Origin of the sequence: Streptomyces sp. AC1-42W (assembly GCF_003248355.1) — a bacterium.
In the GTDB taxonomy this organism is placed as follows: Bacteria; Actinomycetota; Actinomycetes; order Streptomycetales; family Streptomycetaceae; genus Streptomyces.
Genome location: NZ_QKWY01000001.1, coordinates 698,016 through 720,190, shown reverse-complemented (window position 1 = coordinate 720,190; position 22,175 = coordinate 698,016). Strand labels below are relative to the sequence as shown.

Here is a 22,175-nt window from a genome sequence, read left to right as displayed (position 1 = left end):
ACTCAGATCCCCACCTGGAAGTCGGCCGACCAGCCCTGCAGATCCTGCATCATGCTGCTCCACACACCGGTCAGCAGAAGCAGCCCGGTCACGATCATCATGCCGCCGCCGATGCGCATGACCCACGCGTAGTGGCGCTTGACCCAGCCGAACGCGCCGAGCGCCTTGCGGAAGGCGACGGCGGCGAGCACGAAGGGGATGCCCAGGCCCATGCAGTAGGCGACGGTCAGTACGGCGCCGCGCCCGGCGGTGCCCTGCTCCATGGCGAGCATGGACACCGAGCTGAGCGTGGGCCCCAGGCACGGGGTCCAGCCGATGCCGAAGAGGGCGCCGAGCAGCGGGGCGCCGACCAGGCCGGTGACCGGCTTGCGGTGGATGCGGAACTCGCGCTGGGTCATCCAGGGCATCAGGCCCATGAAGAAGACGCCCATCAGGACCATCAGCACGCCGAGGACCTTGGTGAGCGGTCCGCTGTTCGCCTGGAGGGTGTCGCCGAAGTAGCCGAAGAGGGCGCCGCCGGAGACGAACACGGCGGTGAACCCGGCGACGAAGAGCGCGGCCCCGGCGACCATCCGGCCGCGCCGGGCCTCGGCCAGGTCGGCGCCGCTGACCCCGGTGACGTAGCTCAGATAGCCGGGGACCAGGGGCAGGACGCAGGGCGAGAAGAACGAGACGAGTCCGCCGAGCAGGGCGATCGGCAGGGCGACCAGCAGGGCCCCGTTGAGGACCGTTTCGTTCTGCATGGCGGCGGCGAGGGTGATCACCTGATCACTTCTCCGCGATCAGCGGGTCGATCATCTTGCGCAGCTGGACGTCGTCGAGCGGGCCCACGTAGCGGGCGGCGAGCTTGCCCTCCCGGTCGATGACGACGGTCGACGGGATGGACTGGAGCCGGAACGTGCCCCTGGGGAAGCGGAGCAGGAGCTTCCCGGTCGGGTCGTAGAAGCTGGGGTAGGTGACCCCGAAGTTCTCCTCGAAGCTGACGGCGTTGCTCCGCGAGGTGTCGCGGGTGTTGACGCCGACGAACCGCACGCCCTGGTCCTTGGTGGCCTCGGAGACCTTCTTGAAGTACTTCGCCTCCAGCCGGCACGGGGCGCACCAGGAGCCCCAGGCGTTGAGGACGATGATCTTGCCCTTGTAGTCGGCGAGGTCGAGCTGCTTGCCGTCCACGGTGGGGCCGTCGAGCTGCGGCGCGTCGGCGCGCTTGCCCTTGGGCGCGGTGGCGATACCGCTGTTGCCCGTGACGAAGTTCGTGTCGCCGCCGCCGCTGACCCGGTCGCCGGAATCGCACGCGGTCAGGGTCAGCGCGAGCGCGGCTGCCGCCAGGGGGGCGGCGAGCAGGGTGAAGCGGCGTCGGGGTGCGCGGCCATGGCTCATGTGAAAAGTTTCGCATGGCGGTTCCGGGGATCTTGGGCACCCCCCTCGGTGCCCGTAAAGCCCGTTGTCAGGCTTGTTTAAAGAAGGCGTTCCAACCGCCTGCGGGAGCCTCGCCCACCTGGAGTGTACGGAGCTTGGCGAGGACCGCCGGGTCCTGTACGTCGAGCCAGTCGACGAACTGCCGGAAGGAGACGAGGCGCACATCGGGTTTTCCGGCGATGTGCTTGAGCGCGTCCTCGACGGCGTCCATATAGATGCCGCCGTTCCACTCCTCGAAGTGGTTTCCGATGTAGAAGGGCGCGCGATTCGTCTCGTAGGCGCGCTTGAATCCGCTGAGGTACGACTGCGTGGCCTGTCGGCGCCAGCCGGAATAGCGGGACGGCATTCCCTTGGTGGAGTTGAGGGACTGGTTGGCGAGGATGTTGTAGTCCATGGAGAGGACTTCGAAGCTGTGGCCGGGGAACGGGATGCCCTGGAGCGGCAGGTCCCAGATGCCCTGGCGCTTGCCGGGCCAGACCTGGGTGCCGCCGGGTGAGCTGGCGTCGTAGCGCCAGCCGAGCTTCTTCGCGGTGGGCAGCAGGTTGTCCTGGCCGAGCAGACAGGGGGTGCGGCCGCCGACGAGTTCCTTGCGGTAATCGAAGGGGAGCGGTTCGACATCGGCCCAGCCGGTGTTGGTGCGCCATTCGGTGACGAAGGAGATCGCCTGGTCGATTTCGCTCTGCCATTGGGCCGGGGTCCAGTTGCCGACCGATCCGGAGCCGGCGCAGAAATGGCCGTTGAAGTGGGTGCCGATCTCGTGGCCGTCGAGCCATGCCTGCCGGACGTTCTTGAGCGTGGCCTTGATATGGGCGTCGGTGAGATAGCCGATGTCGGAGGCGCCCACGCGGTTGTTCGGGGGGCGGTAGCGGGATTTCTTCGATTCCGGGAGCAGGTAGAGGCCGGAGAGGAAGAAGGTCATCGACGCGTCGTGTTCGCGGGCGAGTTCCAGAAAGCGGGGGAAGAGCCCGTTGCCGACCTCGCCGGCCCCGTCCCAGGAGAAGATCACGAACTGCGGCGGCTTCTGGCCGGGCTCCAGCGGTACGGGGGCCTGCGGCTGCTTGGGCTGTTTTCCGGTGTCGGCGGTGGAACCGTCACCGATGGCGCGGACGTGTTTCCCGGTGCCCGAACCCTTCGGGGTGCCGTCGGCCTTCTGTCCGGTGGCTCCCTTGTCGGGGCCGGCGCTGTTCTCCGCGGGGCCGGCGCCGGAGGAGCCGGTGATGCCGCACCCCGCCATTCCGGCGGCGGCCGCGGCCCCGAGACCGGCTCCCAGCAATCCCCTTCGGCTGATCTCACGCATGCGGCTTCCCATCTGCGGTCGTTTTGCCTTAAGTCCATACAAACTGGCAATCGCTTAGATGGGAGGAGCCACACGGAGGTTCCCCCAGATAGCACAAAATTCTTTACGAAACCAGCCCCCGACCGTGACCGAACAGAGATCCGAATACCGGCCGGGGGCATACCGCCAGGGGCGACCGCTACGCCCCGAACCCCTTGGACGCGCCCTTCACCGGCTTCGCGCCCGCCCGCAGATGCGCCGGGACCAGATCGATGGCCGGCTCCGAGTAGCCCACGGACACGATCTTGTCGCCCCGGTAGGTGAAGCTGGTCACCGAGGCGAGGGTGCACTGCCGCTTGCGCGGGTCGTGCCAGAGCCGGCGGCGCTCCACGAAGCTGCGGACGATCCAGATCGGCAGCTGGTGGCTGACGCAGACCGCCTCGTGCCCCCGGGCCGCGTCCTTCGCCGCGTCGAGCGCGCCCATCATCCGGACGACCTGCTCGATGTACGGCTCCCCCCACGAGGGGCGGAACGGGTTCGTCAGGTGCTTCCAGTTGTCCGGCTTGCGCAGCGCGCCGTCCCCGACGCCGAAGGTCTTGCCCTCGAAGACGTTGGCGGCCTCGATGAGCCGCTCGTCGGTGGCGAGGTCCAGGCCGTGCGCCTCGGCGATGGGAGTCGCGGTCTCCTGGGCGCGCTCCAGCGGGGAGGCGACGGCGTACGTGATGTCGCGCTTCGCCAGGTGCTCGGCGACCCGGTCGGCCATGTTCCGGCCCAGCTCGGAGAGGTGGTAGCCGGGCCGGCGGCCGTACAGCACGCCCTCCGGGTTGTGCACCTCGCCGTGGCGCATCAGATGAACCACGGTGATGTCACCGGCGGAGCCGGCGGGTTTCTCGCTCATACGGTGGCCTCCGATGCGGCACGGGCGGCGGCGGGCAGGGCGGCGGCGATGCGCTCGACGGCCTGCGCGTCGTGGGCGGTCGAGACGAACCACGACTCGAACGCGGACGGCGGGAGGTAGACCCCCTGCGCCAGCATCGAGTGGAAGAACGGGGTGTAGCGGAAGGCTTCCTGGCGCTTGGCGTCCTCGTAGTCACGGACGGGCCCGTCCGTGAAGAACACGGAGAACATGTTGCTCGCCGCCTGCACGGTGTGCGCCACGCCCTCCTTGTCCAGGGCGGCGCTCACCAGGCCCCGGATCTCGGCGGACACCGCGTTCACCTTCGCGTACGCGGCGTCGTCCAGGAGCCGCAGCTGCGCGAGCCCGGCGGCGGTGGCGACCGGGTTCCCGGAGAGCGTGCCCGCCTGGTAGACGGGACCGGCCGGGGCCAGGTGCGCCATCACGTCGGCGCGCCCGCCGAACGCCGCGGCCGGGAAGCCGCCGCCCATGACCTTGCCGAAGGTCATCAGGTCGGGCCGGACGCCGTCCACGCCGAACCAGCCGGCCTTCGAGGTACGGAATCCGGTCATCACCTCGTCGGAGATGTACAGGGCGCCGTTGGCGGCGCACAGCTCCTTGAGCCCCGCGTTGAACCCGTCCAGCGGCGGGACGACGCCCATGTTGCCGGGCGACGCCTCGGTGATCACGCAGGCGATCTCGCCGGGGTGCGCGGCGAACGCGGCGCGCACGGCCTCCAGGTCGTTGTACGGCAGCACGATCGTGTCGCCCGCCTGCGCGCCGGTGACCCCCGGGGTGTCGGGGAGGCCGAAGGTAGCGACGCCGGAGCCTGCGGCGGCCAGCAGGGCGTCCACATGGCCGTGGTAGCAGCCGGCGAACTTCACGACCTTGGCCCGGCCCGTGAAACCGCGCGCGAGGCGGATCGCGGACATGGTCGCCTCGGTCCCCGACGACACCAGGCGCACCTGCTCCACCGGCTCGACGCGCGCGACGATCTCCTCGGCGAGCGCGACCTCGCCCTCACCGGGCGTACCGAACGAGGTGCCGCGGGCGACGGCCTCCTGGACTGCGGCGATCACCTCGGGGTGGGAATGGCCGAGAATCATCGGCCCCCACGAGCACACGAGGTCGACGTATTCCCGTCCATCGGCGTCGGTCAGGTACGGACCGGTACCGGACACCATGAACCGGGGCGTACCGCCCACGGCCCGGAATGCCCGGACGGGAGAGTTCACGCCGCCGGGCGTCACGAGGGACGCGCGGTCGAAAAGCGTCTGCGAAACTGGGGCGTCATAGGGAAAGCTCACACATGCCATGGTGTCAGAGGTACGGACGGTCTTTGCGGACAGGTGTTTCACCGCACGCCCGTGGGGGAGGTCACTGACACGATGATCGGGTTGCGCGGCGGGGGCTGTGCCTCCTAGTGAGTAGTCGGGTGGATGAGATATGCATCGCGGTGGCGAAGTGGGCGAGGGGACGGACGGCCCGGCCGAGCCGGCCCGGCGGGGCCGGCACCGGCGCGACGCTGAGCGGGCGCAGGGCATACAGGGCGGCGAGGCGCGGACAGGCGGTGGAGCCGGAAGCAGGAGTGGTGGCCGGGTGGGGGTGACCTACAAGTACTTCGGGGCTCCCGACGGGGCCACCGCCGCGCGGGTGCCGATCTCCATGCGGCCCGAGGAGCTCGGCGGCGACGAGCTGGGCATGGGCGGCCTCTTCACCAAGATCAAGCCGGAGACGATGGCCGCGATGGTCCTCACCGGCATCCAGGGCATACCGCTGCACAAGGTCCCGCCGCTCGAACTGGTCGTCCTGCATCCCGACTACGCGGTGGTCAAGCTCCCGATGACGGTCGTCGACCCGCTGCGCGGGGTGGGCGAGGAGTCCGTGGGCGCGGCCGCCTTCATCTGGTCCACCGTCCCGGACCGGGGCGGCCCGAGCGACGCCTTCAACGTGTACCAGCTGCTCCACGAGTGGCAGGACTTCTCGCACCGGCTGCACGAGGCGGGGCACCAGGCGTACTGCTTGGTCTGGCCCTGAGCTGGGGTTTCGGCGGTTGAGAGCGAGGCATTCGAGCCTCGCTCCCGCCGGTGCCGGAAGGGGCCGTCGGGCCGCCAGGGCACATCGGTTCCGGCGAAGGCTCTGATGGGCCCTGGGTGACGGAAGCGTCCAGCGTGCCGACGCCGCCTCCTTCGTCGGCTTCGGTAGAGGCGTCATCGATCGCCTTGCGGGTGCGGGTCTCGCTGGACGGCAGCAGGTGCGTGCACGCAAGAGCGGAGCCGGGACGACCGCACCATCAGCACGGACACGAACCGGTCAGGCGGCCATCTCCTGTCGTATCCGGTCCAGGTCCCGGCCCGCTGTGGAATGCTGCGTGGGCAGCCGTGTCCCCGCTGTGCGCATGATGCGCTGGAGCTGATGGGGAAGGCGCTGCGTCACTGCCTCCCGGGTCGCTGTGTCCAGCGACTGGGCGGCGCCGTTGCGGTCATCAGCCAGCAGCTGGACGTGGGCGACGGTGATCAGCTCGATCACACGCCATTGCGGTGCCACGACGGTCGTGGGCACGAGGCTCCGCTCCACGAGCCGCATGGCCGCCTCCGTGCGCCCTGTGGAGACGAGCCCGCGCAGGCGGATCTCGTGGAGGGAGAAGGGGTTGAACAGGCTGGTGTGGTCGACGCGGTCGAGGAGGGCGTCGGTCTCCTTCATCACCCGGTCGAACAGCTCGCCGTTGCCCAGGGCGCCGGCGGCCCGGGCGAGGAGCGGCAGGGCGGCAGCGCGGGCGGTGGCGTCGGGGGCGATGGCCGCAGCACGGCACAGCCGCTGGACGGCCGCGCCCCGCAGGTTGGCCTTGCGCAGCTCGTTGCCGTGCATGCGGAGCACGTACGAGGTCGTCCGCGAATCCTCGAAGTACTCGGCGATCTGAAGACTCTTGGCCGTCCAGTGCGCAGCGGTGGCCAGGCGTTCTTCCGGCAGTACGTTGCCCAGAGCGACGCCGAGGCCGACGCGGGCGCGGGTGAGCAGGTGCAGGACGTCGCGTTCGGTGTGGCCGTCGTCGATACGGGCTTCGAGCCGGGCCACGAGCGGCCACAGCTCAACGACGGCTTCCGAGGCGTGGCCGGACTGGCGGGCGATCTCGGCGAGCCGGACGGTCGACTCTCCGAACTGCAGCATCGCCCGGTGGTCCGTGTCGGTGGGATCGGTGACGCCGAGGACGTGAGGCGGCAGCCGCAGGGCCTCGCATACCCTGCGGCGGGAGGCGATGTCGTCGAGGGCGCGCTTCTCCAGTTCCAGGGCGGAGATGTAGGTCTTGTCGTAGCCGAGAAGTTCACCGAGCGCGGACTGGTTCAGGCCATGCACGCGGCGGTAGAAGCGGAGGATGCCGGCCAGGTTCCCTGCGGCGAGTACGAGTTGGGCCTGCGGTGTCGCCCAGCGCCACTGGGCGTGCCGGGCTGAGGGACCAGAAGGCGGGAGCCGCTGCTGTCCCGCCTCCGGCGCGATCTCGCCTCCGGCCATGACCCGCTACATCCGATCGCCGTCGTCCTGGCCAACCGGGCCGACGGAGCCCCGGCCGTACCAGGATGCGATGGCCTGCTTGTAGCCCTCAGGCATGTTCAGCCCCGGCACCTCGTCACGGGTGAACATGCCGAGCTGCTTGTGCTCGTAGCTGACGACCGGCGGGCGTTCGGGCGTCAGGACGGTGCAACCGTAGGTCACGATCAGTACCCGCCGTCCGGGGACGGGCTGGTAGATCCACACGCCCGCCTCGATGAGCGGCCCGGCCTCGACCTCCCAGCCGGTTTCCTCCTGGATCTCGCGCTCCAGCGCCGCCTCCGGGCTGCCGTCCGGCTGCTGCGCGCCGTCGGGGCGGCCGATCTCCAGCCGGCCTCCGGGCAACTCCCACTCGTCGCGCTCGTTCCTCAGCAGGAGCACGCGGTCATGCGCGTCGAGCGCGACACCCTTCACGGAGACGGGCCAGAGCGGCGGCGTGTACGTCATGAAGATCCTCGTCCTGCGGTGTGCGAGCCGGGCCTTCGGAACGTAGCACGCTTGCGTCAACTCCCCACCGATCCAACCGATTTGTCCGAGTCGACAATCAGTCGCTTTACCCCGCCCGCCCGGCTCCCCACTCTGAACACATCGACCCGATCGAGGGAGGACTGCGATGCTCGACGCCTCAGCAGGCTCGGAGACGCTCTTCGTGGACCACTACGTCAACATCCGCGCCCCGCACGCCGGTGACGTGATCGCTGCCCGGCTTCGTGAGACCGGCCTGGTCACCCTGGACGGGCTGCTGACCCGGCAGCAGGTCCTGGAATGCGCCTCCCGGCTGATGGCGACAGCGCCCCACCCGCACGGCGCACCGGATGGCCTGACCCTGATCCAAGACACGGGCAGCCACGCCCACCGCGCCGGCTTCGCCGGCCTCGGCAACGGCGAGCTGCGGGCCCACACCGAGAGGTCAAGCACCCCCAGGCCACCACGCCTGCTCCTTCTGGTGTGCCTGCAGTCGGCATCCGTCGGCGGCGAGACGCTCCTGGCCGACGGACGTGACGTCCATGCCCGCATCGCCGACGAGAACCGGGAGGCGGCAGTCGCGCTCTGCCGGCCCCGGACCGCGTACTTCGGAGCAGGTGTCGGTCACGCCGCCCAGGTCTTCACCATTCAGGCCGACGGACGGGTCGCCGTACGGCTGCGCCAGGACGGTCTGGCCCGCTGGAGCCCCGTCGTCCAGCCCTACCTTCCTGCCCTCCGCAGCGCCATCGCCGACAGCCAGCAGCACCTCACGCTCCGGGCCGGGCAGGGCTACCTGTTGGACAACCACCGCTGGCTGCACGCCCGTACGCGCTTCATCGGCGACCGCAGGCTCCTGCGCGCCCTGGGCGACCCCAGCTCCGTCCTTCGCGCCGGCTTCGACCCACACCCGACGGCCGCCGTCCTTCCCAAGACCAGCGAGCCCGTTTCATGAGGCCGCGCCCCCGAGGAGGCTACCGACGCTGCGGACACCGAGCACGCGGTGGTGGGGGCCGTGATGGTTGACCAGCGCAACGGCCGGGTGGGCGTGGTGATGGGACACGAAGTTCGTGATCGGCACGCGGTCGCCGGCGCCCCGGCCAGCCCTTGGGTTCCCGTCCCTGTCGGACGCAGCCGATCGAGACGTTCCCCCACTCTCCAAGATGCCCCGGCAGGGACGGGCCACAAACCCCGCACCGTACGGATCAACCGGCGCATGGCCCATGGACGGGTCGAGCACCGTCCGGGGCGGGTCCGCGACAACCCTTCGTCCAACCCAGGAGGAGCAATGCCGAACAGCACCGCCACCACCCCGACGAGCGGTCCGGACCAGGCCGGACTGGTCAAGGCACGCCGCAGAATCCAGGCCGCCCGTGAGCGCGGCGTCACCCCGTCCGACGGCGGCAGCACCGGCCGCACCGACACCAACGACTGATCCAGGAGGAGACGCGTTGTCGCCGCTGAACCTGGCGGCCCACCTGGGCCAGGACGAGTTCCTGGCCCAGGTGTACCACCGCCGGCACCACCATGTCCCCACCGTTCTCCCGAACCCGTCCCAGCTGATCTCCTGGGACGACGTCAACACCATCCTGGCCACCCACCGCCTGGAGCCGCCCCGCTTCCGCCTGTCCGCGGACGGCAAGATGCTGCCCGCCTACCTCTACACCGCGCCGGTCGCCACCCGCAGGCACACCGTCTGGCAGCGCCTGCACCCCGCCGAGCTGCGCGCACGGCTCGCCGATGGCGCCTCTCTGGTCATCGACGCCATCGACGAGCTCCTCCCCTCCGTCGGCCGCTCGGCGATGGAGCTGGAGCAGTGGCTGCGCACCGGGGTGCAGGCCAACCTGTACGCCTCATGGACCGCCCGTGAAGGCTTCGGCGTGCACTGGGACGACCACGACGTCGTCGTCGTACAGATCGACGGCGTCAAACGCTGGAAGGTGTACGGCCCCACCCGCACCGCCCCTATGTACAAGGACACCGACGAACCCGAGCCCCCGCCCGAGGACCCGGTCACGGAACTCGTCCTGCGGCCAGGAGACCTGCTGTATCTCCCGCGCGGCTGGTGGCACTCGGTGGCCGCCTCCGAAGGTGAACACTCCCTCCACCTCACCTTCGGCATCCAGACCACCACCGGCGCCCAGCTCCTGGCCTGGCTCGCCGACGACCTGCGCCGCCACGACATCCTGCGCGAGGACCTGCCCGTGCACGCGCCGCCCGAGCAGCAGGCTGCCTACCTGGACCGGCTGCGCAAGGAAGTCATCGCCGCCCTGGACGATCCACGTCTCATCGGCCGGTACACGGCGATGCGTGACAGCGCCGACCTCACCCGCCTTCGGCCGAGCCTGCCCCACATCACCGGCGTCCCCGCAGACCCGGAGATACGTGTCAGGCTCACCACCACACGAGCACGTCTGGAGCCTGCGGCCGACGGGGCCGGGCCGGCATTCCGGGCCTGCGACAACGAGTGGGAGATGGCACAGGAGGCCCTCCCGCTCCTCCAGCGCCTGACGGCCGCCGCACCCAGCGCCGTGTCCGTCGGTGAGCTGGCCGAAGCATCGTGTATCTCTGTCACGGACGCGGCGGCAGTCGTCTCCGAACTGATGACCGGCCAGGCGATCACGGTGGAAGGAGGTGGACGATGACGACGGCGGCCCTGGGACTCGGCACTTACCGCATCCGTCCCTCCGCACTGAGCGACGCCGCCGTCCGAGCGGCCTGCGATCCCGCCACCGCGTGGATCGACACAGCACCCAACTACCTTGGCGGCACAGCCCAGACGTTACTCGCCCGGGCCCTCGCGAGGCATCCGGTCCCGGTCGCCACCAAGGTCGGATACCTCACCCACCAAGCCGCGAAGGACGCCGAATCCGACGGAGCCATCACCTCCGAGGACGCGAAACGCGGACATTGCCTGAGCGCCCCGTACATCCACTGGCAGTGTGCCCGCAACCGCGCCGAACTCGGCCGTGACCGCCTGGACCTCGTCTTCACCCACAACCCCGAACAAGCCGGCGACGACCCGTACGAAGCCCTGCACGACGCCTTCACCGCCCTCGAAGCGGAAGGAGCGGCTGGAACCCTGACCGCATACGGCGTCGCTGCCTGGGACGGCTTCGACACCGGCACCCTGAGCATCCCTGCCCTGCACCAGCTGGCCATCGAGGCAGCGGGCACGGACCGGCATCACCTGCGCGCCGTCCAGCTGCCCGTATCCCTTGTCAACGCAACCGCCCTCGCCCAGGCGCTGGAGGGTGACGGCCCGATCGCCCAGGCGGCCGGCCTCGGGTGGCAGGTGTACGCCTCCGCGCCCCTCTTCGGTGGCGAACTTCCCCACCTGGCCACCCGCGAACTCACCGCACTGCTGAACCCCGAACTCACCATCGCCCAGGCGTGTCTGCTCGCCGCAGCCTCCTGCCCCGGAGTGACGCGCATTCTGCTCTCCACCTCAACCCCGGCACACTGGACCGAAGCCCAAGCCGCCCTGCGAAGCCCGGCCATCCCGGTCCCCACGCTGCGAAAGGTGCTGGATGTACTCGCCACCGGCTGACCCCACGGACCAGCAGCGCATGCGCCGGGCCTTCGCGCGCTCGGCACGGGCACTGGGCTCCACGATCGCCGGCCCCGAGGTCTGGGGCTGGCACGGCCGCACTCTCAGCAGCCGCGTCCAGCACCCGGAAAGGGGCACCTGCTGGCTGAGACTGCTCTCCGCACCACAGGACAAGGCGGTCGGCAAGATCTGGGACGGCAACCGCCAGGCCTCCGTACTGTTCGACGGACACGTCAACAAGCCCCTGCTGTACGACACCACCGAGTCGAGCAGCGACGGCTGCGCGTACCGATCGGAACTGCACCAGTACATCGACGAGCCCATCTCCACCCCCAGTCCCGTCCTGCGCAGAGACCCGAATCCGCCGCCCGCGTGGTGGGACTCCCTGCGCACCGACCTTGATCACGTGAGCGCCGTCCTCACGAACCGGATGGCCGTACGACAGGAGTGGGTGGACCGTACCGTCCCTCGCTTCCTCGACGTGCCCGGCCCCCGGATCACGGACTGGACAACAGCCCACGGGGATCTGCACACCGCCAACCTCACCAGCCACACTCCCTACCTCCTCGACTGGGAAGGCTTCGGCCTGGCACCCGCCGGCTACGACGCCGCCATGCTCCTGGCGTACTCCCTCCTCGCCCCGGCCTTTGCCCGGCGCGTCCGCGACACCTTCCCCGTACTCAAGACCGAGCCCGGTCGCATCGCACAGCTCATCGTCATCACCGAACTCCTGCAGTCGGCCTCACGCGGAGACCACCCCGAACTCGTCCCACCGCTCCGCGCCTTGGCTTCCGAAGTGTCTTGACCGAGCTGCTGCGGCGCAATCGGCTCGAAGGCTTCCGGCGAGGAAGCACGCGCCTGTCATTGCACTCACGGCACCGTCGGGCGCAGTGGCAGGACTTCTCGCACCGGCTGCACGAGGCGGGGCACCAGGCGTATTGCTTGGTCTGGCCCTGACACCCGGCCCCGCCCCTCGCGCTCTTCGGCCCGGTGGCCGGGCTACGCCGCCCGCCGCCGGGCGAACGTGATGGCGGCCGCCCCGGCCACACAGGCGAGCGCGGCCGTCAGATAGGCCAGGTGGTAGCCGGTGAGCCGGTCGTCGCTCGTCGCCGCGACCAGCACCAGGACGGCGACGCCGACGCTGGAGCCGATCTGCTGGGCCACGACGTTCACCGCGCCGGCGACCGCGTGCCCCTCCGGCTCGACCCCGCTGAGGCCGGCGGAGGTCATCGAGGGGAAGTTCAGCCCCTGGCCGATACCGCTGAGCACCAGCCCCGGCAGCACGTACAGCGCGTAGCCGCCGTGGTGCGGGGTGCTCATCCACAGCCCCGTGCCCACCCCGATCAGGACCAGCCCGACCGCCATCAGCGTGTACGGGGTGTACGTGGCCAGCAGGCGCCCGGTGGCGTAGTTGGCGGTGAGGAACACGGCCAGCGACATCGGCACCAGCGCCAGACCGGACTCGAACGGCGAGTAGTCCAGCATCCCCTGGAGATACAGCGGCGCGAAGAACAGCATGCCGACCGAGGCCATGTACTGGAGGAACGCCGCCAGGCTCGCCGCCCGCACCGACGGGACGCGGAAGAGGCCGAGCGGCAGCACCGGGTCGGCGGTGCGCAGTTCGCGGACGACGAAGAGCACCAGGAAGACCGCCGCCGCGCCGAGCGCGGCCCACACCACCGCGCCGCCGCTGCTCACGCCGACGACCAGCAGGGTGAGGCCGAGCGTCCCCGATATCGCGCCCGGCAGGTCCAGGCGCCCGCCGCGTCCGGTCCCGGCCGGCAACCCGGCCCGCGTCGCGGCCAGTACGGCGGCTCCCACCGCGACCGAGAACCACAGCACCGAGCGCCAGCCGAAGAACTGGGTCAGCACTCCGCCCAGCATCACTCCGCCGCTGAAGCTCGCGGCGCCCACCGCCGCGTACACGCTGAACGCCCGGTTGCGGGCCGGGCCGGCCGGGAACACCTCGGTCAGCAGGGCCAGCGCGGCCGGACCGGACAGCGCCGCGCCGACGCCCTGCGCCGCCCGCGCGCCGAGCAGCACCGCGATGTCGGGCGACACGGCTCCGACCAGGGCGGCGGCGGTGAACAGGGCGATCCCGGCCTCGAACACCCGTCGCCGGCCGAACACATCGGCCAGCCGGCCGCCGACCAGCAGGAAGCCGGCGAAGGTGACGGCGTACGCGATCATGACCCACTGGAGCGTGGCGTCGTCCAGGTCGAACCGCTCCCCCACGGACGGCAGGGCCGCGTTGAGCACCCCGAGCCCGCTCACGTCCAGGGCGAGCGCCCCGGCCAGAACGCCGAGCGCCAGGCCCGGACGCCGGTGCGGCTTCACCTCCGTACCCGTCATGCCGCCCTCCCGGCGGGGGACGCCGTGACCGGCCGTCGCCTCGGGCATCCGGGTAAGCGCGCGTCGGCACCGGTCCGGGCCGGTGTGTGGTTCGTGAATTTCATCCGAGCAGCTTGCAATGCCACCCCGCCGCTGTCCAGGTGACCCGATCCAGTCATCTCGGGGTCCTATTCGAGCCACCGCTTCTTTCCGTCCCGGTAGGCACTCTTGTCTCTCCATTGCCCGAGTGGCACTCTGATGCTCACCGGTCGGGCAAGTGCCTCCGTCCACGTCATTCCGAATACCCCTTGACCTGGACGCATCGAATGCGGGAACGCATCGGCCGGCAGCGCGACGAGGTGTTCGGCTCCGCCCGCACGTCACCAGCACTGCGCGGTCGCGGATCAGCACGGCCAGGAAAACCCGGTGGCTGGACCACCGGCAGTGATCCTGAATCAGATCGCGGTCTGATTCAGCCAGGACGGGTTGACGGGGGTTGGGTCTCGGTGCGCGTACTCGTATGTCGGCAGCCATGTCTCGTTGCCCTTTCGGGCACCTACGAGGGTGCCGGAAAGGCTGCCCGCCGGGTGACCCCGTACGGCACCCCACCCACGACGGAAGAGTGACTTCCGCTCCTCTCCCCGCCCGAGACCGGACATCCGGGCCCGGCCGCCCCCGCGCGAGCCGGTGACCCCGGGCTCGCCGTCCGGTGCGCACGCACGAGTGCCACCGCCCTTTTCCCACCACTCGTACATTTCATTTGTCCTGCCGAGGAGCCGAAATGCCCCACGAGCACGCAGCACGAGATGTGCACTCCGTATCGGAATTCCTTCTTTCGCGCATCGCCGACGTACTGGACGTGCCCCGGAACACGCTGGACCGCTGGGGGCCGATGCACCAGTACGGCCTGGAATCACTGAAACTGGCGACCATTTCCGCCTCGCTGTCCGAATTTCTCGGCCGGAAGGTTCCGCTCACCTGGATGTGGCAGTACCCGACCGTCGACGCGCTGGCCCGCGCGCTCGTCGAGGGCCCCGGGGCGGCGGAGGAGGCGGGCCCGGCCCGCGGCGAGCGCCGGGGGGCGGTCAACGAGCCCGTCGCGATCGTGGGCATCGGCTGCCGGTTCCCGGGCGGACCCGACCCCACCTCGTTCTGGCAGCTGCTCACCGAGGGCCGTGACGCCGTGGGGCCGGTACCGGCGGCCCGGCGCGCGCTGCTGGGCGACGCGGTGCGCTGGGGCGGCTTCATCGAGGACATCGACCGCTTCGACCCGCTGTTCTTCGGCATCTCGCCCCGCGAGGCCGTCCAGATGGACCCGCAGCAGCGGCTGGTCCTCGAACTGGCCTGGGAGGCGCTGGAGGACGCGGGGGTCGCGCCGCACAGCCTCATCGGCAGCGACACCGGTGTGTTCATGGCCTCCTGCTGGGGCGACTACGCGGCGCTGGCGCACTACCGCGGCCCGGACGCCCACATCACCCCGCACACCGCGACCGGCATGCACGACGGCATCATCGCCAACCGGGTCTCCTACGTCCTGGGCCTCCAGGGCCCGAGCATGGCCATCGACGCGGCCTGCGCGGGATCGCTGGTCTCCGTGCACGTGGGCTGCCAGTCGATCTGGTCGGGCGAGAGCGAACTCGTGCTCGCCGGCGGGGTGAACCTGAGCTTCGTCTCCGACTACTACACCGCCATGGCCGCGATGGGGGCGCTCGCCCCGGACGGCCGCTGCAAGTCGTTCGACGCACGGGCCGACGGCTATGTCCGCGGGGAGGGCGCCGGGGTCGTCGTACTCGCCCCGCTGAGCGTGGCCCTGGAGCGCGACCTGCCGGTCTACTGCCTGATCAAGGGCAGTTCGTCCAACAACGACGGCCTGAGCAACGGCATGACCGCGCCGAACCCGCAGGCCCAGGAGCTGATGCTCCGCAACGCCTACCGCCGGGCCGGCATCGCGCCGTCCCTCGTGGACTACATCGAGTGCCACGGCTCCGCGACACCGCTCGGCGACCCGATCGAGGCCAACGCCATCGGCGCGGTCCTGGGCGGGGACCGGGCGCAGCCGCTGCGGCTCGGCTCCGTGAAGTCCAACGTCGGGCACCTGGAGGCGGCGGCCGGGATCGTCGGCCTGGTCAAGCTGGCGCTGTCGATGCGCAACGGGGTGCTGCCGCCCAGCCTGCACTACGCCTCCCCCAACCCGCAGATCATGTTCGACACCTACGGGATGACCGTCCAGGACCGGCTGGAGCCGTGGACCCGGCGCTCCGACGCGCGCCGGGGCGGCGTCAGCTCGTTCGGCTTCGGCGGGGCGATCTGCCATGTCGCCGTCGAGGAGCTGCCCCGGTCCGAGAGCTCGCTCCTGCTGCTGGCCGAGGACTCCGAAGAGGCCCTGGCCGCACGGGTGTCCGCTCTGCGCGAGGGCGACGACCTGCGGACGGTCTGCGCCGCGGCGCCCGGGGACGGCGGATTCCGGCTCGCGGCGACGGCCCGTGACATGACCGAACTCCGTGCCCGCCTGGACGCGTTCACGGCCGGCACGGCCATGGACGGACTGAGCGTCGGACGTCCGGCGGCCGGGGAGGCGGAGAGGCGCGCGCCGCGCGTGGCGTTCCTGTTCTCCGGCAACGGCTCGCAGTGGGTGGGCATGGGCCGGCAGTTGCTCGCCGGGATGCCGGTGTTCCGGCGGTCGATGATGCGCTCCGACCGGCGGATGCGGAAGCTGCTGGGCTTCTCCCTGGTGGACCAGCTGCTGGCGGCGGACGGCCGCATCGACGACATGGACGTCTTCCAGCCGCTGCTGTTCAGCATCCAGGTCGCGCTCACCGACGCCTGGCGGTCGCTGGGGGTCGAGCCGGACGTCGTGGTGGGGCAGAGCGTCGGCGAGTTCGCGGCCTCGCACATCGCCGGCGCGCTCGACTTCGAGGACGCCTCCCTGCTGGCCGCGAGCCACGGCAGGCTCCTCCAGCAACTGGCGGTCGGCCGGGGCGACGGCATCGTCGTGACGACCGGCGCCGACGCCGTACGGAAGTACCTGACCGGCCGGCTGGCGATCGCCGGCCGCAACGGCCTCGCGTCCACCCTGGTCACCGGCACGCCGCAGGAGATCGACGCCCTGGTCGAGCGGCTCACCGCCGACGGCGTCACCAGCCACCGGGTACGGATGGGCCACGCCCCGCACTCCTCGCTGGTCGACCACGTCCTCGACCCGCTGCGGCTCGAACTCGAAGGCATCCGGCCCCGCACGACCCGTGTCCCGATGATCTCGACGGTGACCGGTGAACCGGTGGACGGCGCGGAACTGGGGCCGGACTACTGGGCGGACAACCTGCGCGGGGAGATCCGCGTGGTGGACGCGCTGACGACACTGCGCGAGCACGACGTGGACGCGGTGATCGAGATCAGCCCGCACCCCGTGCTCCTCAAGTCCGTGGCGGAGATCCTGCCCGCGGCCACGCTGCCCTCGCTCCGGCGGGGCGCCGACGAGGCCGGCACGCTGCTCGGCTCGCTCGGCACGCTGCACGCCGCCGGGCTCACCGTCCGGCCCGGCCCGTTCACCGCGGGCGACCGGGGGCGGCACGTCACGCCCGGCCGGGGCGAGGTCGCGCCCGACGACCGGCCGCACCTCGTCCCGGTGACGGCGCGCACGGCGGCCGCGCTGGCCGACACCTGCCGCGAACTGTCGAGCCACGTCGAACGGGACACCGGGCTGCGGGTCGCCGACCTCGCGTACACGCTCGCCACCAGGCGCACCCATCACGGTCACCGGGTGGCGCTGTTCGCCCGCAACCGCCAGGACGTCCTGGACGGGCTCGCGCGGGTCGCCTCCGGCCGGCCGCACCCGGACGTCGTCACGGGCACGGTCGCCGGAAACACCGACCGGCGGGTGGCGCTGGTCTTCTCCGGCGGCGGCACGCAGTGGGTCGGCATGGGGCGGGAGCTGATGCGCTCGCACGCCGGGTTCCGGGCCTCGATGCGGGCCTGCGACGCCGCGGTGCGGGCGGCGGGCGGCTGCTCGGTGCTCGACGAGCTGGCGGCCCCGCCCGAGCGGGCCAGGTTCGAGGAGATGGACTTCCAGCAGCCGGTCCTGTTCGCCCTCCAGGTCTCGCTGGCGCGGGTGTGGCTCGGACTCGGCGTCGAACCGGCCGCCGTCGTCGGGCACAGCCTGGGCGAGGTCGCGGCCGCCTGCGTGGCGGGCTCGCTGTCCCTGGAGGACGCCGCCCGCGTGGTGGTCGCCCGTTCGCACCTGCTGGAGCGCAGGGCGGCGGCCGGGGCGATGATCGCGGTCGACCTGCCGGAGCACGACCTGCTGCCGAGGCTGGCGCCGTACGCCGGGCGCGCGGCGCTCGCCGTGGTGAACAGCCCCACCAGCGCGGCGGTCTCCGGCACGCCCGAGGCCGTCACCGCCCTGGAGGCCGACCTCCTGCGGGACGGCGTGTCGGTCAGGCGCATCCGGGTCGAACGCCCCGTGCACGGCCCCGGCATGGACCCCCTGATCGAGCCGCTGCGCGAGCGCATCGCCGGCATCACCCCGCTGACGGGCACCATCGGCTTCCGCTCCACCGCCCTGCCCGGCGCGGTGAACCCGGTCACCGACGTCGACTACTGGGTGCGCAACCTGCGCGACCAGGTCCGGTTCGCCGAGACGATCGGCGCGCTCGTGGACGACGGCGTCGGCACCCTGATCGAGATCGGCCCGCACGAGACGCTGCGCGGCGCGGTCGAGGAGATCGCCCTGACGCGCGGCGCCCGGGTGCACGCGATCAGCTCGCTGCGGCGCAACGAGAGCGACGTCCGCTGTCTGCTGGAGGCGGCCGCCTCGCTGTACGTCAGGGGGCTGCCGCTGACGTACGACTCGCTGTTCGACGAGGACGTCGAGGTCGTGGAGACCCCGCTCGTCCAGTGGCAGAAGGACCGCTACTGGCTGGAGGACGCGGCGCCCGGACCCCACACCGCACCGGGCACGACGGCCACCGCCCCGGCAGCGGCCCCGGCGTCGGTCCCGGCACCGGTCGCCGCCCCCGTCGCCGCCCCTGTCGCCGCCCCCGCGCCCGTGGAGAGCAGGCCGCTGGAGGACGTCGTCCTCGACGAGATCGCCGACGCGCTCGGCGTACCGGCCACCGGTTTCCACGACGGCGCCACCCTGCGGGACTTCGGGCTGGACTCGATGCTGGCGATACGGCTCGTCAACCGGCTCCAGGCGCTGTTCGGGCAGCGCGTGTCGCCCGTGGTGTTCCTGGACGGACGCTCACTGTCCGAGGTGGTCGCGCATGTCGTCGCCGCGGTCGGCGGAGCGGCCCGGGCCCCTGCCTCCGCCCCGGCGGCCGTGCCCAAGCAGCCGGCTCCGGCGGCCGTACCGGCCCCGGCCCCGCGTCCGGCCGGCCGGACCGCGCGCACCTTCCTCGACGCCCTGCCCGAGCTGGACGCCGAGGAGCTGGTGGAGGAGCTGGCCGCGCGCGGGTTCCTGGAGCCCACCGACGCCCCGGCCGCCGAGCAGCTGAGCGCCGAGGGGCTCGGTTTCGAGCTGGTGCCCGCGTCGCACGGGCAGGCATCCCTCTGGTTCATGCAGCAGGTCGACCCGGACGCCGTCCCCTACAACTTCATGGTGACCGCCCGCATCCGGGCCGCCGTGGACGAGGAAGCGCTGGAGGACGCCGTACGGGCCGTGGTCGCGCGCCACCCCGCCCTGCGCACCCTGTTCGTGGAGGCGGGCGGCAGCCCGGCCCAGCTCATCCTGGACGACCCGGTCTACGAGTTCACCGTGGTGGACCGCCCGGATCTGGACGACGAGCAGGCCCGCGAGGAGCTGGCCGTCCACGGGCACCGGCCGCTCGACCTGGACGAAGGACCGCTGGTGCGGGTGGTGCTGCTGCGGCGCGGCCCGGCCGACCACCATCTGCTGGTCCTGGTGCACCACATCGCGTCGGACGCCGCGTCGGCCGACGTCATGATCCGCGAACTCCAGGAGTTCTACGGCGGCGCCGACCCGGCCCGGAGCGGCCCCGCCGCCCCGTACACCGAGTTCGTGGCGGCGGAGCGGGAGTGGCTGGCCGGTCCTGCGGCCGGGACCGCGCTGGACTGGTGGTCGCGGCAGCTGGCCGATCCGCCCGCACGCCTCGACCTGTCGACCGGGGAGCGCCCGCCCGGCGTCACCTACGAGGGCCGCGACCTCGCCTTCCGCTGGAGCGCCGAGGAGTCCCGGCTGCTGCGCGAGTTCGCGGTGCGCGAGGGGGTGTCGGTCAGCACCGTCGTCCTGGCCGGGTTCTTCGCCACGCTCAACCGGGCGGCGGAGGTCGAGGACGCCGTGCTGGCCACCGCCATCGCCCAGCGCGGCGAGCCCGGCCGGGAGTCGGCCATCGGCTACTACCTGAACACGGTGCTGGTGCGCGCCCGGCCGTCCGGCGAGCGCGGCTTCCGCGAGCTGCTGGGCGAGGTACACGCCTTCTCGCTCGGGCTCCTGGAGCACATGAACTACCCGCTCGACCTGCTGGCCTCCGAGCTGAAGCCGGTCAGGGCCGAGGGCCGGTCGCCGTGGTTCGACGTGGTCGTGAACTGGCTGTCGTCGGACGCCTTCCCCCGTTCCGTGAAGCTCTTCCACGGCGTCGGCTCCACCGTCGACCCGGACGGCGCCCTGCCGCTGGAACCCGTACAGGTACGCAGGCACCTCGCCAAGTTCGACCTGGAGATCTCGATGGCCGACATCGACGGCGAGGTCGCCGGCCACGTCCAGTACAAGCCCGACCACCTGGAGCGCGAGGCCGTGACGGACCTGCTGGCGCTCTACCGCACCGTGCTCTTCGACTCGATCGCCCGACCGGACCTGGCGCTGCGGGACATCGCGCCGGGCAGCCGACCCGAGGAGACAGACAAGTGACCGACACGCTGCACTCCGCATTCATCGAGCAGGCGGCCAAGGACCCGCAGGCGCCCGCCGTCTACTCCGACGCCGGTGTCCTGAGCTACGGCGAACTGGACACCCGCTCCCGCGTCCTGGCCGAACGGCTCGTCGCGGACGGGGCCGGGCCCGGTGTCCCGGTGGGCATCTGCGTCGAGCGGACGCCCGACCTGCTCGTCGCCCTGCTGGCGGTCCTGCGCGCCGGCTCCTGCTATCTGCCGCTGGACCCGGCGTACCCGGCCGAGCGGCTGGACTTCATGGTCCGCGACAGCGGCACCCGGCTGCTGCTGACCACCCCCGCCTCGCGGGCCAACTGCCCGGCCGGGCCCACCGTGGTCCTGCTGGACGGGACCGCGACGACCGAGCCCGGCGAACGGCCGGTGCCGGTGGTGCCCGGCGACACCGCGTACATCATCTACACCTCGGGCTCCACCGGGCGGCCCAAGGGCGTGGCCATCCACCACCCCGGCTGCGTCGCGATGCTGGCCGAGCTGGACCGGCTCTTCGACGGCTGCGACCTCAGCGGGGTCTCGGCGGCGAGTTCGGTCTGCTTCGACATGTCCGTGATGGAGATCTTCGGCGCCCTGTGCCGGGGCGGCGCGGTGATCCTGGTGGAGAGCGCCGTCCATCTGCCGGAGAGCCCGTACGCCGACCGGATCACCCATCTCAACGTCGTCCCTTCGGTGATGAACGGGCTGCTCGACGCCTCCTGTCTGCCGCCGAACGTGCGGACCGTGGTGTTCGGCGGCGAGCCGCTGCGGCGCAAGCTGGTGGACCGGGCCTACCGCGAGACGGGCGCCGAGCGGGTCTTCAACGCGTACGGCCCGACCGAGGGCACCGTGTTCTGCTCGTTCAAGCGGGTGCCGCGCGAGGGGACGGACGAGCCCACCATCGGCACGCCCTCGCCGGGGGTCCGCGCCTATGTGCTCGACGAGAACCTGCGCGAGGTGGCGCCCGGCGAACCCGGCGAGCTGTGCATCGGCGGTGTCGGCCTCGCCCACGGCTACGTCAACCGGCCCGACGCCACGGCCGAACGGTTCGTACGGGACCCGTTCCTGGACGGCGAGCGCATGTACCGCACCGGAGACCTCGTCTCGTTCACCGATGACGGCGAACTGCGCTTCGCCGGCCGCTCCGACCACCAGGTCAAACTGCGCGGCTACCGCATCGAGCTGGAGGAGGTCGAGGCCCGGCTCACCGGCTGCCCCGGCGTCCGGGAGGCCGCCGCGACCGTGACCGGCCGCAGGCTCGTCGGCTACGTCGTCCCCGAGGACGGCGCACCCGGCGGCGTCCGGCTCGACGCCGCCCTCCAGGCCGCCGTCACCGGGCGGCTGGCCGCCGAGCTGCCCGAGTACATGGTGCCGGCGACGATCGTGTGCATGGACGCGCTGCCGCTGGCGCCGGGCGGGAAGCTCGACCGGGCCGCGCTGCCCGAACCGCCGGCCGCCGCCGAATCCGGGCGCCCGCTGCTGGCCGCCGCCACGCCGACCGAGGTGGCGCTGTCCGAGATCTGGGGGCAGCTCCTCGACCTCGAACCGGCCTCCATCGACGTGCGGTCCGCCTTCTACGACCTGGGCGGCGACTCGCTGCTGCTCATCCGGCTGGCCCGGCTGACGACCCGGCGGTTCGGCCGCCGCGTCCGGGTGCCCGACCTGTTCAGTTTCCGCGACATCTCCTCCCTCGCCCGCTGGCTCGACGACGAGAGCGGCGCCACCCCCGAGGTGGTCGCATCGGCGCGCCGCCGCGCCGGCACCCGACGCGCCGCCCTGCGCGGGCGCGGCAACTCCACCGGCAGCTGAGACATCCCGACTCA

The 22,175-nt window shown here is 71.6% G+C and carries 16 protein-coding genes; 8 read left to right on the top strand and 8 right to left on the bottom strand.

Annotation, left to right across the window (positions count from 1 at the left end; translation table 11 throughout):
* Positions 1-2 precede the first annotated feature (2 nt).
* The 5 genes from DNK56_RS03270 to hemL form a co-directional block, all read right to left on the bottom strand.
* The gene (locus tag DNK56_RS03270) at positions 3-764 is read right to left on the bottom strand and encodes a cytochrome c biogenesis CcdA family protein (RefSeq protein ID WP_111330249.1); all 762 of its coding nucleotides are present in this window, start codon (positions 762-764) and stop codon (positions 3-5) included.
* Between the two features lie 4 nt (positions 765-768).
* Positions 769-1,377 (bottom strand): TlpA family protein disulfide reductase, encoded by a 609-nt coding sequence (locus DNK56_RS03265; RefSeq protein ID WP_111330247.1) that lies wholly within the window; start codon positions 1,375-1,377, stop codon positions 769-771.
* 67 nt (positions 1,378-1,444) lie between these two features.
* On the bottom strand, positions 1,445-2,713 hold the full coding sequence (locus DNK56_RS03260) for a hypothetical protein (RefSeq protein WP_111330245.1): 1,269 nt from the start codon (positions 2,711-2,713) through the stop codon (positions 1,445-1,447).
* 178 nt (positions 2,714-2,891) lie between these two features.
* Positions 2,892-3,590, bottom strand: a complete 699-nt coding sequence (locus DNK56_RS03255; RefSeq protein WP_111330242.1) for a histidine phosphatase family protein — start codon at positions 3,588-3,590, stop codon at positions 2,892-2,894.
* On the bottom strand, positions 3,587-4,903 hold the full coding sequence (hemL, locus tag DNK56_RS03250) for a glutamate-1-semialdehyde 2,1-aminomutase (protein WP_111330239.1): 1,317 nt from the start codon (positions 4,901-4,903) through the stop codon (positions 3,587-3,589). Before hemL ends, DNK56_RS03255 begins: the two co-directional genes overlap by 4 nt.
* Positions 4,904-5,033: 130 nt before the next feature.
* Between hemL and DNK56_RS03245 the strand changes: the two genes are divergently transcribed.
* Positions 5,034-5,624 carry a hypothetical protein gene (locus tag DNK56_RS03245; RefSeq protein WP_111330236.1) on the top strand — a complete coding sequence of 197 codons (591 nt, stop codon included), beginning with the start codon at positions 5,034-5,036 and terminating at the stop codon, positions 5,622-5,624.
* 276 nt (positions 5,625-5,900) lie between these two features.
* Here the strand turns inward: DNK56_RS03245 and DNK56_RS35220 are convergent, their stop codons facing one another.
* Together DNK56_RS35220 and DNK56_RS03230 are read right to left on the bottom strand one after the other, a co-directional pair.
* On the bottom strand, positions 5,901-7,097 hold the full coding sequence (locus tag DNK56_RS35220) for a helix-turn-helix domain-containing protein (RefSeq protein WP_199563899.1): 1,197 nt from the start codon (positions 7,095-7,097) through the stop codon (positions 5,901-5,903).
* A gap of 6 nt (positions 7,098-7,103) precedes the next feature.
* On the bottom strand, positions 7,104-7,580 hold the full coding sequence (locus DNK56_RS03230) for an NUDIX hydrolase (RefSeq protein WP_111330234.1): 477 nt from the start codon (positions 7,578-7,580) through the stop codon (positions 7,104-7,106).
* 166 nt (positions 7,581-7,746) lie between these two features.
* Between DNK56_RS03230 and DNK56_RS03225 the strand changes: the two genes are divergently transcribed.
* From DNK56_RS03225 to DNK56_RS03210, 5 genes are all read left to right on the top strand, one after another.
* Positions 7,747-8,550, top strand: coding sequence for a TauD/TfdA family dioxygenase (locus DNK56_RS03225; RefSeq protein ID WP_111330232.1), 804 nt, complete (start codon positions 7,747-7,749; stop codon positions 8,548-8,550).
* A gap of 333 nt (positions 8,551-8,883) precedes the next feature.
* Complete coding sequence (locus DNK56_RS34890) at positions 8,884-9,030, top strand: hypothetical protein (protein WP_158558554.1); 147 nt, start codon at positions 8,884-8,886, stop codon at positions 9,028-9,030.
* Positions 9,031-9,046: 16 nt separating this feature from the next.
* Positions 9,047-10,240 (top strand): cupin domain-containing protein, encoded by a 1,194-nt coding sequence (locus DNK56_RS03220; RefSeq protein ID WP_111330230.1) that lies wholly within the window; start codon positions 9,047-9,049, stop codon positions 10,238-10,240.
* Positions 10,237-11,145 carry an aldo/keto reductase gene (locus tag DNK56_RS03215; RefSeq protein WP_111330228.1) on the top strand — a complete coding sequence of 303 codons (909 nt, stop codon included), beginning with the start codon at positions 10,237-10,239 and terminating at the stop codon, positions 11,143-11,145. The genes DNK56_RS03220 and DNK56_RS03215 overlap by 4 nt, the downstream gene beginning before the upstream one ends.
* The gene (locus tag DNK56_RS03210; RefSeq protein ID WP_111330226.1) at positions 11,126-11,950 is read left to right on the top strand and encodes a phosphotransferase family protein; all 825 of its coding nucleotides are present in this window, start codon (positions 11,126-11,128) and stop codon (positions 11,948-11,950) included. The genes DNK56_RS03215 and DNK56_RS03210 overlap by 20 nt, the downstream gene beginning before the upstream one ends.
* 194 nt (positions 11,951-12,144) lie before the next feature.
* Here the strand turns inward: DNK56_RS03210 and DNK56_RS03205 are convergent, their stop codons facing one another.
* On the bottom strand, positions 12,145-13,497 hold the full coding sequence (locus DNK56_RS03205; protein WP_111335396.1) for an MFS transporter: 1,353 nt from the start codon (positions 13,495-13,497) through the stop codon (positions 12,145-12,147).
* Between the two features lie 760 nt (positions 13,498-14,257).
* Here DNK56_RS03205 and DNK56_RS03200 point away from each other — a divergent pair.
* Entirely contained in the window at positions 14,258-20,341 is a 6,084-nt protein-coding gene (locus DNK56_RS03200; protein ID WP_111330224.1) for a type I polyketide synthase, read from the top strand.
* On the top strand, positions 20,338-22,161 hold the full coding sequence (locus tag DNK56_RS03195; RefSeq protein WP_111330222.1) for a non-ribosomal peptide synthetase: 1,824 nt from the start codon (positions 20,338-20,340) through the stop codon (positions 22,159-22,161). Before DNK56_RS03200 ends, DNK56_RS03195 begins: the two co-directional genes overlap by 4 nt.
* Positions 22,162-22,175 lie beyond the last annotated feature (14 nt).